Origin of the sequence: Pseudoalteromonas denitrificans DSM 6059, from assembly GCF_900112265.1 — a bacterium.
In the GTDB taxonomy this organism is placed as follows: domain Bacteria; phylum Pseudomonadota; class Gammaproteobacteria; order Enterobacterales; family Alteromonadaceae; genus Pseudoalteromonas; species Pseudoalteromonas denitrificans.
On sequence record NZ_FOLO01000032.1, the window covers coordinates 25,069 to 40,768 of the forward strand.

The window sequence follows — 15,700 nt, forward strand, 5'->3', positions numbered from 1 at the left end:
AATTAATAGAGGTGCAGGAATACTTATTATTAAGCTATTATTAGCACTTTTATGAATAAATAATACGATTGTTTATTCACTTTTAATTACGATGCAATATCAATAAAATTATTCAAAAATTTTATACTGGGAATGAGGATTAACGAGAATGAGTGTTTATAATTTTTGTGCTGGGCCTGCGATGTTACCGCCTGAAGTAATGAAAAAAGCACAAAAAGAATTTATTGACTGGCAAAACTTAGGTGTTTCCGTTATGGAAATAAGTCATAGAAGTGAACCATTTTTAGAGCTAGCTCATAAAAGTGAAGAAAGTTTACGTCGTTTAATGAATATATCAAATGACTATGCCATTTTATTTATGCATGGCGGTGGGCGAGGTCAATTTTCAGCTGTACCATTGAATTTACATCAAGAAGGTAAACAAGCGGTATATTGTCAAACAGGAACCTGGTCTTTTAGTGCGCTAGATGAAGCTAATAAGTTTACACAAACACAAAAGTTTAATATCAGAAATGATCAAAACTCAGTAGCATCTGTCATTCCAGTAGATCAATGGCAACTTCCTGAAGAAGCGTCATATATCCATTACTGTACAAATGAAACGGTAGATGGCATTGAGCTATTTGATGTTCCTAAGCATGCAAGTGCGCCAATCGTTGCAGATATGTCATCTAATATATTATCACGAGAAATCGACGTAAATAAATTTGATTTAATCTATGCCGGTGCGCAAAAAAATATTGGTCCATCAGGTCTGGCCATCGTTATCGTTAAAAAAGATTTATTATCTCGTCCAGGCCTTGCGAAGCCTGGGATTTTTGATTACGCATTAGAATCAAAACAACAAAGTATGTTTAATACGCCACCTACTTTTGCATGGTATTTAGCTGCTGAAGTATTTGCTTGGTTAGAGGCAAATGGTGGTGTAGCAGCAATGGAAGCACATAATAGAGATAAAGCCGCACTATTATATGATTTTATTGATAACAATGACTTTTATCAAAACAATATTGATACAAGTTGTCGTTCATTAATGAATGTGCCTTTCTTATTAAAAGATGAGTCTTTAAATAAAGCATTTTTGACACAATCACAAAACGCAGGTTTATTAGCTTTAGAAGGGCACAGAAGTGTTGGAGGCATGAGAGCTAGTATTTATAATGCAATGCCTAAAGCTGGCGTTGAGGCTTTAGTTGATTTTATGTTTAAGTTCTCAAAGGAGCATAAATAATGGAACAACTTAAGTTAGAACCCATCACGCAGGTTAATGGTACTGTTTTATTGCCTGGTTCAAAAAGTTTATCAAATCGCATTCTATTATTAGCAGCTCTATCTAAGGGAACAACGCAAGTAGATAATTTACTAGATAGCGATGACATTCGCTATATGTTGGGTGCATTAAAAGAGCTTGGTGTTGAAGTTACTTTAAGTGAAGACAAGACTACTGCAATAGTACAAGGGGTTGATGGTCTGTTCAAACAGCCATCTAAACCACTGTTTTTAGGTAATGCTGGCACAGCATTTAGACCTTTAACAGCAGCACTTTGTGCAATTGAAGGTAACTATGAATTAACCGGTGAACCTCGAATGGAAGAGCGTCCAATTGGTCATTTAGTTGATGCTTTAGCTGATTTAAATGCAGATGTTAAATGCCTAAAAAATGAAGGCTACCCTCCGCTCAATATTTCAGGTAAAAAGCTTGAAGGCGGCGAAGTCAGCATCGATGGGAGTATCTCAAGTCAGTTTCTTACAGCTTTATTAATGGCTGCTCCTTTATTTAAACGCGATACAAAAATAACAATAATTGGGGAATTAGTCTCTAAACCTTATATTGATATTACTTTAGATGTGATGTCTCGTTTTGGTATTTGTGTTCAGAACAATAATTATGAGAGTTTTGTTGTGAAATCTGGTCAACAATATTCATCACCTGGTCGTATTATGGTTGAAGGTGATGCATCCTCAGCATCATACTTTATGGCTGCAGCTGCAATTAATGGCGGTACCATCGAAATTAAAGGTGTTGGTAGAAAAAGTGTTCAAGGTGATATTGGTTTTGCCAATGTGATGGAACAAGTCGGTGCGCAAGTGCAATGGTTCGATGAAAAAATAGTTGTTAGTAAGGGAGATTTAAAAGGCGTCGATATTGATGCTAATGAAATTCCTGATGCAGCAATGACATTAGCCACGGTAGCATTGTTTTCTGAGGGGAAAACTGCAATTAGAAATATCTATAATTGGCGTGTAAAAGAAACTGACCGCTTATATGCTATGGCAACGGAGCTTCGAAAAGTAGGAGCTGAAGTGATAGAAGGTGAAGACTTTATTGAAATAACACCTCCGGTTAGAATTAATTTTACAGATATAGATACTTATAATGACCACCGAATTGCGATGTGTTTTTCTATGGTGGCAGTCGGGGGACATCCCATAATTATTAATGATCCTAAGTGTGTAGATAAAACATTTCCAAGTTATTTTGATACATTAGCAAGCATTAGTTGCGCTTGAACTTAGTTTCAAATAAAAAATAATTGTTATAAAAGAGCGAAACTTTTTTAAATTTCGCTTATAATGCGCCGGATTATTTTTGTATGTATAGATGGAGGTTGAAATGCAACCAGTCTCACCAGTCGTCACAGTTGATGGTCCAAGTGGCGCAGGAAAAGGAACAGTTTGCCGTTTGTTAGCGGAAAAACTAGGTTGGGATGTCTTGGATAGTGGTGCAATATATCGTGTATTAGCACTTGCTGCAATTCATCATCAAATTTCAACAGAGAATGAAGCTGCACTTGTGCCTTTAGCAGCTAATTTGGATGTACAATTTTTAATAGATAGTGAATCAAATTCAAGTAAAATAGTATTGGAAGGCGAAGATGTCACTAAACGTATAAGAACTGAAGAAGTAGGTGCTGTAGCATCAAAAGTCGCAGCACTGCCACGTGTTAGAGAAGCCTTGTTAAGGCGTCAGCGTGCGTTTAGAACAGAAAATGGATTAATTGCAGATGGTCGTGATATGGGCACTGTTGTATTTCCTGATGCCCAGTTCAAACTCTATTTAACTGCATCAGCTCAAGAGCGTGCAAATCGTCGTTATATGGAGTTGAAGGAAAGCGATCTTAGTGTTAAAATTGAGAACATCTTAGCTGATATAGAGGCACGTGATGAACGCGATATGAATCGCAGTATTGCGCCTTTAGTACCAGCTGCTGATGCTATTGTAGTTGATACAACTAAATTGAATGCAAAACAAGTATTTGAACATGTATATGAATTATATACACAAGCGCTCGTTGTTTAATAACTGTACATGAAAGTGTTGCAGGTTATTTTGTGTATTTATAAGTTAATTTAACTATATTTAATCTGATTAGAATGTTTTTTCTAATCCCATAACAGCGAACAAAATGGAAACTATTCGCTAAATTAATAACCCCATGCGGCAGGAAAGCTAATTGGTGATATAAACATTAGAGACGTATTAAGTATGTCAGAAAATTTTGCACAGTTATTTGAAGAAAGCTTACAAGGTTTTGAAGCTAAACAAGGTTCTATCGTTAAAGGTACAGTTATTTCAATTGAAAATAACATCGTACTTGTTGATGCTGGTCTTAAATCTGAAAGCGCAATTCCTGCCGAGCAATTCAAAAATAATGCTGGTGAATTAGAAGTTGCTGTTGGCGACGAAGTAGATGTAGCGCTAGACGCAATCGAAGATGGTTTCGGTGAGACAATCCTTTCTCGTGAGAAAGCAAAACGTCACGAAGCTTGGATCCGTCTTGAGAAAGCATGTGAAGAGCAAGAAACTGTTACTGGTATTATTAACGGTAAAGTTAAAGGCGGTTTCACTGTTGAAGTTGATACGATTCGTGCATTCCTACCTGGTTCATTAGTTGATGTGCGTCCAGTACGTGATACAACTCATCTTGAACATAAAGAGCTAGAATTCAAAGTAATCAAACTTGATCAAAAACGCAATAACGTTGTTGTATCACGTCGTGCTGTAATTGAGTCTGAAAATTCTCATGAGCGTGAAGAACTTCTAGCTAACCTTGTTGAAGGCCAAGAAGTTAAAGGTATCGTTAAGAACCTTACTGATTACGGTGCTTTCGTAGATCTTGGTGGTGTTGATGGTCTTCTTCATATCACAGATATGGCTTGGAAACGCGTTAAGCATCCATCAGAAATCGTTAATGTTGGTGACGAAATCTTAGTTAAAGTACTTAAGTTTGATAAAGAGAAAACTCGTGTTTCTCTAGGCCTTAAGCAACTTGGCGAAGATCCATGGTCAGCAATTGCTGCACGTTACCCAGAAGGTTCTAAACTTACTGGTCGTGTAACAAACTTAACTGATTACGGTTGTTTTGTTGAAATTCAAGAAGGCGTTGAAGGTTTAGTACACGTTTCTGAAATGGATTGGACTAACAAAAACATCCATCCTTCTAAAGTTGTAAGCTTAGAAGACGTTGTTGAAGTTATGGTTCTTGAAATTGATGAAGAACGTCGTCGTATTTCTCTTGGCCTTAAGCAGTGTAAAGCTAATCCTTGGCAAGAATTTGCTCGTCTACAAGTTAAAGGCGATCAAGTTACTGGTAAGATCAAATCAATCACTGATTTTGGTATCTTTATCGGTCTTGACGGTGGCATTGACGGTCTTGTTCACTTATCTGACATTTCTTGGAATGTACCAGGTGAAGAAGCTGTTCGTGATTACAAGAAAGGCGATGAGATCTCAGCTGTTGTTCTACAAGTTGACCCAGAGCGCGAGCGTATTTCATTAGGCGTTAAGCAAATTGAAGCTGACCCGTTCAATAACTTCCTGGATCTAAACAAGAAAGGTGCTATTCTTACTGGTAAAGTAACAGCTGTAGATGCTAAAGGCGCTACTGTTGAGCTTATCGAAGGCGTTGAAGGTTACGTACGTGTAGCTGATATCGCAGTTGAAAGAGTTGAAGATGCATCTACTGTTGTTTCAGTAGGCGCTGAGCTTGAAACTAAACTAATGGGCGTTGATCGTAAGAACCGTACTATTAGCCTTTCAGTTAAAGCGCTTACTCAAGCTGAAGAGAAAGAAGTTTTAGAAAAACTTAAGAAAGAAGAGCCAGAGTTTGAAAATGCAATGGCTGCAGCATTTAAAAATGCTAAATCTTAATTAGTATATATTTCTAAAATATATCTCAAGGAGGGGCGTAAGCCCTTCCTTAATTTAACTAAGGAATTGATATGACTAAGTCTGAATTAATAGAACAACTATCTGAACAGCATGCGCACTTGCCAGTTAAAGATGTAGAAAATTCAGTAAAAGAAATTTTAGAATTAATGGCTGATTCATTAGCTGAATCTGATCGAATAGAGATTAGAGGTTTTGGTAGTTTCTCACTTCACTACCGTGCTCCACGTGTTGGACGTAACCCTAAAACAGGTGATACAGTCGACCTAGATGGTAAATATGTACCACACTTTAAGCCAGGTAAAGAATTACGTGACCGTGTTAATGCGAGCATAAATTCGTAATATACAATTTTTATTTTGGAGTAGTTAATTGTTACGTGTAGTTAAAATGCTCTCTATATTTATTTTATTATTTATAGCGTTTGTATTAGGATCACAAAATCCACAATTAATAAAAATTAACTATATCCTTGCTAGTGCTGAATTATCTTTAGCTGTTGTAATTAGCATTTGTTTTGTAACTGGTGTAATTGTTGGAACGCTTATAAGTTTAAGGCTATTTACAACTTTGAAATGGCAAAACTTTCGTCTAAAAACAAGCAATAAAAAGCTCATCGCAGAAAAAGAAACTTAATATGGTAGAGCTGTTATTTTTACTCCTACCTGTTGCTGCAGGTTATGGCTATATAATGGGTAAAAATAGTGCGCGATCTAAAGCACACGAACAAAATCGACAAATCACCTCAGAATATAGTAAAGGATTAAAATTTTTACTTGATCGTGAAGAAGATCAAGGGTTAGAACACTTAATCAATTTATTAGAAGTTTCGGCTGATTCAGTTGAACATTATCTTACTCTAGCTATTATGTTTAGACGGCGTGGTGAATTTGACCGCGCAATAAAAATACATAAACTCCTCCTTGAACAAGCAAACTTAAATTCAGATACGACAACCTCAATATTAATTGAACTGGCCCAAGATTATATTATGGCTGGTTTGCTAGATTGTGCTGAAGAGCATTTATTAAATCTGGTCGAAAGGCTAAATGCTAAAGCAATCGAGCTTTTATTTGATTTATATCTGCAAACAAAAGAGTGGCAAAAAGGAATATCATTATATGAGAAAAATGGCAGTTTATTTTCTAAACATAAATTAAAAGTTGCGGTTGCTAATTTTTACTGTGAACAATCCATATTAATTGAAAAACCCAAATTGATGCGAAAGGTTCTTGGTTTAGAAAGTGGGGTTGTTAGGCCTTTATTTGAACTTGGTAAAGCCGCATTTTTACGGGAAGATCATGTAAAAGCGATATCATACTGGCGAGATTTGTTAATGCAAACGCCAAATTACACGCCTTTATTTCTTGATGATTTAGAAGCATGTTATAAAAACTTAGGGTTATGTGATCAATTTGAAACCTTGTTAGAACAAGAGGTGGAAAATGGAGGTGTATTGATAAAAATAAAATATTGCCGCATTTTAGTTAATAATAGCCGAAGTAGTGATGCTGTGAAGTTATTAACTAAAAGTCTAAAAAAACAGCCAAACATCAGAGGCTTTAGTTTTTTATTAGAGATGATCACTTCACAAAATCAAGAAATAAAAATAGTAATAGAACAAATAAACGAGCTTGTACAATCATATATAGCAACTAAAACAGAGTTTCAATGTACTCAGTGTGGGTTTAGTAGTCATACATTGTACTGGTCTTGTCCATCATGTAAACATTGGGAAACAATCATTCCAAGTCGTGGACTTGATGGTTTCTAATAATATATAACTTATCTTAACTCAATCATTAATGGTTGATCTATAAACGAAATATTAAGTTTTTAACTTCTTTTAAATTGAAGGTCTATTATAAAATGAACCAAATAAATGATCCTAAGGTACTAATCGCACTTGATTATGCATCTGAAGAGGATGCAATTAGCTTTGTTAGCCAATTATCACCAAACGAATGTCGATTAAAGGTCGGCAAAGAAATGTTTACTTATTTTGGCCCTCAATTTGTTAAAAAGCTCATTGATTTAGGCTTTGATGTTTTTTTAGATTTAAAATTTCACGATATTCCAAATACAGTTGCCAAAGCTGTCGTTGCCGCAGCACAAATGGGCGTTTGGATGGTAAATGTACACGCTAGCGGTGGTCCTCAAATGATGTCTAAAGCAAAAGATGCTTTAGAACAATTTGGTGATAAAGCACCATTACTAATTGCTGTTACAGTGCTTACAAGTATGGATGAACAAGAGCTTTCACGTTTAGGTGTTAATAAATCACCTGCTGAGCAAGTATCATATTTAGCTCAGCTCGCAAAAGACTCTGGCTTAGATGGGGTTGTTTGTTCTGCTCAAGAAGCTCAAAATTTAAAAAACCAGCTAGGTACTGATTTTAAATTAGTGACGCCAGGTATTCGCCCTGAAGGGAGTGATGCTGGCGATCAAAAACGCATCATGACGCCTAAAGAAGCTATATTATGTGGCAGTGATTATCTGGTAATAGGGCGCCCAATAACTCAGTCAGAAAACCCAGTAGAAACCTTAGCTAAAATTAACGAATCTATAAAATAATTTTTTGTATAATAAATATGGGCCTTGAGTTATCAAGGACCATATTTAGTTCTTCTATTTATACAATATATAACTTTTCATTATTTATATATGTGTCACAATTAATTAAACAAAATAAAAAATATTAGAGAAATATAAATGAAGTACTTATTTATCTTAGTCGCAGTAATTGTTGCTGGATATTATTACAATAATTGGCTTGTAATTGAGAACAAAAGAACTGCATTTCCAGAGTTAGTGAAAAAAGTATCCGAAAATAATGTGAGTTTATTTGATGCTAAAAAAGCAATTAAATTATTAGTTCAGCTAAGTTGTGAAGAATTTAAAGAAAAACTAGAAGCCCGTGGCTCATCGGTTTCTGAGTGCCTTCAATATCAAGAAAACTTTCAGAGTGAATGTGATGAGAGAATCTTCAGGTTGGCTCCGATAGAATTTAGTGACACTGAAGAGTTATTAGATTATTCAAGAAGATATCATAGATGTATTATGCCAACCGGATTTTCTAAAATCGAGCTAAACCATTATTTATAAAAAGGTGCGCAATACACCTTTTTATTATGAACTCATTTATATGCTATTTTAATTTTATACTTTTTGCTTCGATAGCAATAACACCTTTTTTAAATAAACCGCCAATAGCTCTTTTAAAGTTAGCCTTGCTACATGAGAAGGTTTTTTTAATGAGTTCAGGATCAGATTTGTCACCTAAAGGCAAAAAACCATTATTTTTATTAAGTTCTTCAATTATTTTATCAGCTAATGTATGGGCACTGGCTATGCCAATAGGCTCTAATACAATATCTAATTTATTATCTTCACGTACTTTCTTGATATAGCCAGGCATTGTTTGACCAACAAATAAAGATTTGAATACTTGGTCATAATAAACAATTCCCCAATGTAATTTGTCAACAATTACCTTATATCCAAGATCTGTACGACCTGCAATAATCAAGTTAACTTTATCTTTAAAGTTGTAGTTTGCCTCAGCTTTACCTATAAATTTATTATATCTATTTGAAGCACAAAGTCTTTGACTGGCATTGTCTAAGTAAACACCAACAAGATAGGACATACCTTGTTCCATTTTTGGATTTTGCTCACCATAGGGGACTAATAAATCTTTATCTATCCCCCAATCTAAAAAAGCCCCAATATTATTTATTTCTTTTACACGCATTAGCGCAAAATCACCAAGTTGTGCATTAGGTGTCTTTTTTGTTGCTGTGGTTAAGCCATCAGAGTCAAGATATACAAAAACGTTGACTTCATTACCAGCTATGTCTTGTTCCGTGAGTTCGTTTAATGGGAGAAATACTTCACCAAGATTTTTACCATCTAAATATGCACCTTCACCTGAGCGTTCATTTATCGTTAGTGCATGAAAACATCCTAAAGTGATCATTCATCAATATCCTGTATTGGAGTCTCTTTATTGACTCTTGGTTTACGTTTTAAAGGGCTTTGACCATCAATATCAAATGGTGCGGGAATAGGCGCTTTATTTTTTTTGTTCGATGTTTTTGTCGATTTTTTAAATACTTTTTTTACATTTTTCTTAATTTTTTCAGTTGGTTTCTTAACTGTTTTATCTTTGATGCCCTTAAATTTACCTTTAAGGCCGTCTACTGTTAAAAATGTAAATTCTTGTTGTAAATATTTTTGTAATGCTAAGAAGTTATTCCAATCTTTAGGGCCAATAAATGAAATCGCGTGTCCTTTAAAGCCAGCTCTACCTGTTCGCCCAATTCTATGAACATATTCTTCTGAATTTTTTGGTAAATCAAAATTGATAACGTGTGTGACACTTAATAAATCTAAACCCCGTGAAGCAACATCAGTTGTAACAAGTATTTGATATTGTTCTCGACTAAAAGCATCCATGATTTTAAGACGTTTATTTTGACTCATATCACCTGACAGGGCGGCTGAATTGAATCCTTTTTCATTAAGCATCGAGCTTAATCGTTGTGTATCACCTCGGGTGGCTGTAAAAATAATACATTGGCCCACATTTTTTTGAGAGATAAAATGATTCAATAAAGCTTCTTTATGATCTAAGTGATCGGCTAAGAAAAGGTTTTGCGTTATATCGTCATGTTTTTCAATTGCAGAACCTACGATTACTTTTTTTGGTTTATTAAGAAGGTTGCTTGATAATGTATCTAACTCTGCGTGTTCGAGTGTAGCTGAAAACATAAGTGTTTGACGTAATCTATGATCTGCACTTGTATTGATGAGCTGTAACTCTTCTTTAAAACCCAAATCCATCATGCGGTCAGCTTCATCTAATATGAGCATTTCTAAACCGCTTAAATAAAATGATTTTTGTTTTAAATGATCCGCTAAACGCCCTGGTGTTGCTACAATAAACTGAGGGTCTTTTCTAAGGGCTTTGATCTGCTCATTAAAGTTATCTCCACCAAGCACTTTTGTTGCTAATAAATTTGTACCAGCAATGAGCATGCGTAATTGGGTGAATACTTGATTGGCAAGTTCTCTTGTGGGCGTAATGATTAAAACTCTAGGGTCTCGTTTGCTCAGTGCTTTTTGTTTAAGTACACGTTGTAAAGCAGGTAATAAAAATGCAAGAGTTTTACCTGAACCAGTTTTTGACTGAGCAAATAAGTCTTTGCCTGTAATTGCAACAGGAATCGCTTTTTGTTGGATCTCAGTCGGTTCGGTGATCGCTTGATGAGCTAGCTGTTTGGCTAAACGTATATCAATGCCTAGTGTTTCAAATTGCAAATTGTTTCTCCGGGAATTTTAGTACCGTCAGGTGATAATACAAAAATAGTATAAATAATTAAAAAAGCGCGACATTATACAATGAAGCTAGGTTTGCAGGTAGAGTTATATAATAAATTGTGAGTATTTAAAGTGAGTATACTTGTGCAGGTTATTAAACCTACACAAGAAAGTTATTTACTTTTGTATATATGCGTCATTATGACCGCCTGCAGCTCGCCCTGATGGGTCTGCATTTTTCATAAATGCTTCATCCCAAGCGAGAGCTTCTGGTGTAGAACAGGCTACAGATTTTCCATGGGGTACACATTTAGCAACGGCATCACCAGGAAAGTGCTCTTCAAAGATACTACGATAGAAATAAGCTTCTTTTGAGTCGGGCGTATTAATTGGAAATTTAAACTCTGCATTTTCTAGTATAGAGTCAGTTATTTGCTCGTCAACAAACTCTTTTAAAGAGTCTATCCAATTATAACCTACACCATCAGAGAACTGCTCTTTTTGGCGCCATAACACTTCTTCAGGCAAATATCCTTCAAATGCTTCACGCAAAATATGTTTTTCAATTTTACCATCTTTACATTCTTTCGCTTGTGGATTGATGCGCATAGCTATATCTACAAACTCTTTATCAAGAAATGGCACGCGTGCTTCTACGCCCCATGCAGCCATAGACTTGTTTGCTCGCAGACAGTCAAACATATGAAGTTTCGATACTTTTCGGTTAAGTTCTTCATGAAATTCTTGTGCATCAGGTGCTTTATGAAAATACAGATATCCACCAAATAATTCATCAGCACCTTCACCAGAGAGTACCATTTTTATCCCCATAGCTTTAATTTGGCGTGACATTAAATACATAGGAGTAGAAGCACGTATGGTTGTTACATCATATGTTTCTAAATGATAAATAACTTCACGTAATGCATCTATGCCTTGCTGTACTGTAAAATGAATAGGGTGGTGCACAGTTCCTATCATATCCGCTACTTTTTGTGCTGCGATTAAGTCAGGAGAACCTTCAAGGCCTACAGAAAATGAATGTAACTGTGGCCACCATGCATTTGATTCATCATTGTCTTCAATACGCTTTGCTGCAAATTTTTGTACTATGGCAGAAATAACCGATGAATCTAATCCTCCGGATAATAAAACACCATAAGGTACGTCGCACATAAGCTGGCGTTTTACAGCATCTTCGAGTCCTTGTTTAACATCTTGCACATTTGCAGCGTTATCTTTTATGGCATCAAATTCCTGCCAATCACGTGTATAGTAAGGCTTTAACTCACCATCTTTACTCCAAAGATAATGACCTGGTGGAAATTCTTCAATCGTTTTACAAATTGGGGCAAGTGCTTTTAGCTCTGAAGCAACATAAAAGTTTCCATGCTCATCAAAACCCGTATAAAGCGGAATAATACCGATATGATCTCGCCCAATTAAATAGGCATCTTGATCTTCATCATATAAGCAAAATGCAAAAATACCATTAAGATCATCTAAAAACTCAGCCCCTTTTTGCTTATATAAAGCTAAAATCACTTCACAATCAGACTCTGTTTGAAATTCAAAATTTGTTGTCAAATTTTTTGCTAATTCTTTATGGTTATATATTTCACCATTAACAGCTAAATAATGTGTTTTCTCAGGATTAAATAAGGGTTGGGCACCACTTGAAACCCCAACAATTGCTAAACGTTCATGTACTAAAATAGCCTTGTCTGATGAATAAACACCTGACCAGTCTGGCCCTCTATGTCGCAGTAATTTAGACATTTCAATTGCCTGGCTACGTAATTGCGTAGGATCTGTTTTGATATCCAGTACGCCAAAAATAGAACACATACCTCATTCCCCATTCTATAAAAGTGATTAAATTCATTAATAATATATGTATCAAATAAACTTTGCTAAGTCACACCAAAATTTAACAAATATTGCATAAAATTAGCTTAATTTTACTTTTGCAGTTTACGTAAACGGAAGTGGGTCTTGAATGAGCTCAAATATAGATAAAATTCGACTTTATATGGCTTTAGATAACTTTAATGCGCTAGCTAACACTGGCGCACAGAGAGAAGTATATTTATTGAGTTAACAAAATTTTAAAATCATGACCATTAGAATTGTCATCGGATTTACTAAATTTTAGCAGTAAATCATCTTTGCCATCATCATTTAAGTCGCTAACAGATACGGAATTGCCATCTTTAGGCAATTGGGTATCGAATTCTACGGCACGGCGTGAAAATAACTTTTTACCTGATTGGCCAAAATAAATATCCAACTCATCTTCCCCATCAGACAAAATTAAATCTTTTAAGCCATCAGCATCTAAGTCAGCCAGTTTAACCACTGCACTGCCTGATTGCCCTGAACTGAGACTGAAGTTTAATTCAACCTCCTTGTTAACATGTGGTTTTTTTAAGTAGTTATCGTGTTTATCCATTTTAAAAAGGTAAACATCTTGGTCTATACTTCCGGCTATTAATGCACCTATTATTTGTGATAAACCAATATCAAAACCAGCAAGCATGACCTCGGGTTTTTTATCATTATCTATGTCTATGAACTCTAGCCCTGTTAAAGTACCCTCAGCATGGATCACACTATTTGGTTTGTTATCATAAATGAGTTGATCATTTGAATTTGTACCAAGATAGACTTCATAGTCATTCACTCTATCTAAAACACCGGACACTTTTGTAAATCTAACAACCATATCTGTTATGCCATCAAAGTTAATATCACGTAGTTCTTCTAATTTACGATATTCAAGTTCAGTTTGATCTAAATTTTCACCTGTTTCATCTTTTTTATTCCACCACTCAGTACCACTGATTGATTTATCAATGTGTATTTCATTAGATATTAAATTGAACTGACCATTCTCTACTTGATTAAAAGTCTGCATTTTACCTTCACCTACTTTAATAATATCGATTTTATTGTCAAAATTAATGTCTTCAAAGTAGAGTTTTGCTTGTTTATAAGTTGCACCATCTTTATGTAAATTAATATCTGCTGGAATGGGTAATGATTGGGCAATAAAAGTATTGTTACTTTGGCCTATGAATATTTGCGTATTTGAAAAATCACTCATTATAAAATCGTCAAGATTATCTTTATTAAAATCTTTAATAAAGTGTGCGCGATTAATGTGTTCAGGATTTTCTTTTAAAAAGATCGAATTAATTTGGGTAATTGTTTCAAATTGATTTTTATGAATGTTGTATTTTGCTATGTGACTGCTTGATAAAAAATATAGATTTTGTAGATGCTCTTTTTTGTATTCACTTAAATCAAAGCTATAAAATTGTTTTGGAATTTGTATTTTGTTAAGCACAACATAGTTACTTTTCACCTCATTATATTGATAAATAACAAGCCATTTATTTTTATTATTATCTACACCTAATAGTATGAGCTCCTTTGCATTGCCTTGTTTTAAGTCAGCAGCCATAACAGGCTGAATAAGCTTATAAGGTGCTTCGATTGTAATTTCTTTAAAATCAATTTTTTTTGAGTTTGACTGTTTATTTGCTGCTAATACATGACTCGAACTGAGACTTGATGCTAAAACCATGGAATAAATTAATATATTTTTTCTAAAATGATGCATTTGATTACTCTTGAACAAATAATTTTTTAATTACATCTATATTTAACATAAGTTATTTTAATAAAAATTTATAATCTGTAAGAAAGTATTAATTTGTCAGTATAGGAAATATACAGTTTATCTATTTTAATAAGTATGGCCTGTTTTTTACTTTTGGGCTAGCGGCCAGATTTTGACAATATAATGTCCATGATAAAAGATTAAACCGGCTATAAAACTCATTACAGAGCCTAGTAATAAAGCCCAAGTGACATTGAACATAGATAAAAGCCCTCCTATGATAGCAGCAAATAAATTACCTAAACAAAATATGGTTACTAGCATGCCCATAAGCTTACCTTGGGCGCGATTTTCATAACTATTAGAGAGGTAAGTTGGTAAAAAACCATTATAAATTGCAATACCTGCTCCCATAAGAGCAAAGGTAACTAAATAAATGTTATTTGTGAGAAAAGGTAATACAGCTAGAGAAACACCATAAATAATGATGCCTAATATGCCAGCTTGTGCATGAGTACATTTTTTTTGAATAATAGGGTTAATTGTAATGCTTGTTATGATCATACAAGTTGTTAAAAATACTGTGGCCCAGCTGATATCAACAGGAATATAGTTAAACTGTTTCACTAAATAAAGAGGATAATATTCATAATACAAATTTACTCCCATAGTTAAAAATAAATATAAAATGAAGAATCGTCTTAAATCGGGCTGTTTAAGTAAGGTGAAGCTAGAGCCAGACTCTGCATGTTTATCTGTTTTATTCATACTCTCAGGCAGTAAAAAATGACTTACGAATGCACAAATTAAACATGCAACAGCGGCAGCCCAAAAAACAGAATCTATACCCCAATAAATAAGGTAACCACCGGCAAGCGGTCCTAATAAATATCCTCCATAGCCCATAGCGCTGACAAGTGAAAAACTACGCGTTTTATCAATGACAGGATGAAGATCTGCTGCGATAGCACGGGCAATTGCAATATTACCCTCACATAACCCCGTTAAAAGTCGTGAAAGTGCAAAAAGAACATAGTTTTCAGATGCAGCAGCAATAGCCGTTAAACTGTAGCCTATGGCACTACCAACTAAGGTTAAACTCAGTAATTTTTTCCTACCATAATGATCAGATACTGCACCGATAAAATTACTGCCTAAAATTATACCTAAAGGATAAATACCTAAAATGATCCCAAGTAAGAGTTCCGCAGGTAAATTTAAAAACTGGGTAAGCTGAGAGTCACCCTGTGCAAATAATGGTGCTAAAACAGGGTAAGGTAGGGCAATACCTGCAATACTTATCAAAGTAACCAATAAGGTAACATAAAGTATTTGCTCAGCTTTATGTTTATCAGTCACTAAAGAGGCATTAGTTAAAGTCATTTTGTCTTGAGATAAATTACTCATAAATACTATTTTAATTTTAACAATAAAGTAAATATCGCACTTTAAATTTATTAAGTAAACAAAAAACTTTATTTAATGGTGTTTCTCCGATTTGTCTCTCTTTAAAAAATAAACGCAAGGCACCCATGAGTAATAGCAGTACATTAGGATTTAAATACGGGTTTATGGTTTTCGCT

General features: G+C 34.7%; 14 protein-coding genes. 9 read left to right on the top strand and 5 right to left on the bottom strand.

What is annotated here, in order from left to right; genetic code table 11:
- Nucleotides 1–148: 148 nt before the first annotated feature.
- From serC to BM088_RS17220, 9 genes are all read left to right on the top strand, one after another.
- Nucleotides 149–1,231, top strand: a complete 1,083-nt coding sequence (serC, locus tag BM088_RS17180) for a 3-phosphoserine/phosphohydroxythreonine transaminase (RefSeq protein WP_091987184.1) — start codon at nucleotides 149–151, stop codon at nucleotides 1,229–1,231.
- The gene (aroA, locus tag BM088_RS17185; protein WP_091987188.1) at nucleotides 1,231–2,511 is read left to right on the top strand and encodes a 3-phosphoshikimate 1-carboxyvinyltransferase; all 1,281 of its coding nucleotides are present in this window, start codon (nucleotides 1,231–1,233) and stop codon (nucleotides 2,509–2,511) included. The genes serC and aroA overlap by 1 nt, the downstream gene beginning before the upstream one ends.
- Nucleotides 2,512–2,614: 103 nt before the next feature.
- Nucleotides 2,615–3,301, top strand: a complete 687-nt coding sequence (gene cmk, locus BM088_RS17190; protein ID WP_091987192.1) for a (d)CMP kinase — start codon at nucleotides 2,615–2,617, stop codon at nucleotides 3,299–3,301.
- Between the two features lie 186 nt (nucleotides 3,302–3,487).
- Nucleotides 3,488–5,152: a 30S ribosomal protein S1 gene (gene rpsA, locus BM088_RS17195; protein WP_091987196.1), complete on the top strand. Its 1,665-nt coding sequence runs from the start codon at nucleotides 3,488–3,490 to the stop codon at nucleotides 5,150–5,152.
- 71 nt (nucleotides 5,153–5,223) lie between these two features.
- On the top strand, nucleotides 5,224–5,514 hold the full coding sequence (gene ihfB, locus BM088_RS17200) for an integration host factor subunit beta (RefSeq protein ID WP_091987199.1): 291 nt from the start codon (nucleotides 5,224–5,226) through the stop codon (nucleotides 5,512–5,514).
- A 28-nt stretch (nucleotides 5,515–5,542) separates the two neighbouring features.
- Nucleotides 5,543–5,806: a lipopolysaccharide assembly protein LapA domain-containing protein gene (locus tag BM088_RS17205; RefSeq protein WP_091987202.1), complete on the top strand. Its 264-nt coding sequence runs from the start codon at nucleotides 5,543–5,545 to the stop codon at nucleotides 5,804–5,806.
- 1 nt (nucleotide 5,807) lies between these two features.
- Nucleotides 5,808–6,944, top strand: coding sequence for a lipopolysaccharide assembly protein LapB (locus tag BM088_RS17210; protein WP_091987206.1), 1,137 nt, complete (start codon nucleotides 5,808–5,810; stop codon nucleotides 6,942–6,944).
- Nucleotides 6,945–7,039: 95 nt separating this feature from the next.
- On the top strand, nucleotides 7,040–7,744 hold the full coding sequence (gene pyrF, locus BM088_RS17215) for an orotidine-5'-phosphate decarboxylase (RefSeq protein WP_091987210.1): 705 nt from the start codon (nucleotides 7,040–7,042) through the stop codon (nucleotides 7,742–7,744).
- A gap of 138 nt (nucleotides 7,745–7,882) precedes the next feature.
- On the top strand, nucleotides 7,883–8,275 hold the full coding sequence (locus BM088_RS17220; protein WP_091987214.1) for a hypothetical protein: 393 nt from the start codon (nucleotides 7,883–7,885) through the stop codon (nucleotides 8,273–8,275).
- 43 nt (nucleotides 8,276–8,318) lie between these two features.
- Here the strand turns inward: BM088_RS17220 and BM088_RS17225 are convergent, their stop codons facing one another.
- The 5 genes from BM088_RS17225 to BM088_RS17245 form a co-directional block, all read right to left on the bottom strand.
- Entirely contained in the window at nucleotides 8,319–9,149 is an 831-nt protein-coding gene (locus tag BM088_RS17225; RefSeq protein WP_091987218.1) for a CvfB family protein, read from the bottom strand.
- A complete protein-coding gene (locus tag BM088_RS17230) occupies nucleotides 9,146–10,492 on the bottom strand; it encodes a DEAD/DEAH box helicase (protein ID WP_091987222.1) in 1,347 nt (448 codons plus the stop codon). Before BM088_RS17230 ends, BM088_RS17225 begins: the two co-directional genes overlap by 4 nt.
- Before the next feature lie 177 nt (nucleotides 10,493–10,669).
- Nucleotides 10,670–12,340, bottom strand: a complete 1,671-nt coding sequence (asnB, locus tag BM088_RS17235; protein ID WP_091987226.1) for an asparagine synthase B — start codon at nucleotides 12,338–12,340, stop codon at nucleotides 10,670–10,672.
- Between the two features lie 241 nt (nucleotides 12,341–12,581).
- Nucleotides 12,582–14,117, bottom strand: a complete 1,536-nt coding sequence (locus tag BM088_RS17240) for an FG-GAP repeat domain-containing protein (protein WP_091987230.1) — start codon at nucleotides 14,115–14,117, stop codon at nucleotides 12,582–12,584.
- 147 nt (nucleotides 14,118–14,264) lie between these two features.
- Entirely contained in the window at nucleotides 14,265–15,524 is a 1,260-nt protein-coding gene (locus tag BM088_RS17245) for an MFS transporter (protein WP_091987234.1), read from the bottom strand.
- Between the last annotated feature and the right edge of the window lie 176 nt (nucleotides 15,525–15,700).

Coding starts and splice junctions, on each gene's coding strand:
- serC (WP_091987184.1), top strand. CDS start 149: ATGAGTGTTTATAATTTTTGTGCTGGGCCTGCGATGTTACCGCCTGAA.
- asnB (WP_091987226.1), bottom strand. CDS start 12,340: ATGTGTTCTATTTTTGGCGTACTGGATATCAAAACAGATCCTACGCAA.
- BM088_RS17245 (WP_091987234.1), bottom strand. CDS start 15,524: ATGAGTAATTTATCTCAAGACAAAATGACTTTAACTAATGCCTCTTTA.
- BM088_RS17220 (WP_091987214.1), top strand. CDS start 7,883: ATGAAGTACTTATTTATCTTAGTCGCAGTAATTGTTGCTGGATATTAT.
- aroA (WP_091987188.1), top strand. CDS start 1,231: ATGGAACAACTTAAGTTAGAACCCATCACGCAGGTTAATGGTACTGTT.
- BM088_RS17240 (WP_091987230.1), bottom strand. CDS start 14,117: ATGCATCATTTTAGAAAAAATATATTAATTTATTCCATGGTTTTAGCA.
- BM088_RS17210 (WP_091987206.1), top strand. CDS start 5,808: ATGGTAGAGCTGTTATTTTTACTCCTACCTGTTGCTGCAGGTTATGGC.
- pyrF (WP_091987210.1), top strand. CDS start 7,040: ATGAACCAAATAAATGATCCTAAGGTACTAATCGCACTTGATTATGCA.
- cmk (WP_091987192.1), top strand. CDS start 2,615: ATGCAACCAGTCTCACCAGTCGTCACAGTTGATGGTCCAAGTGGCGCA.
- rpsA (WP_091987196.1), top strand. CDS start 3,488: ATGTCAGAAAATTTTGCACAGTTATTTGAAGAAAGCTTACAAGGTTTT.
- ihfB (WP_091987199.1), top strand. CDS start 5,224: ATGACTAAGTCTGAATTAATAGAACAACTATCTGAACAGCATGCGCAC.
- BM088_RS17225 (WP_091987218.1), bottom strand. CDS start 9,149: ATGATCACTTTAGGATGTTTTCATGCACTAACGATAAATGAACGCTCA.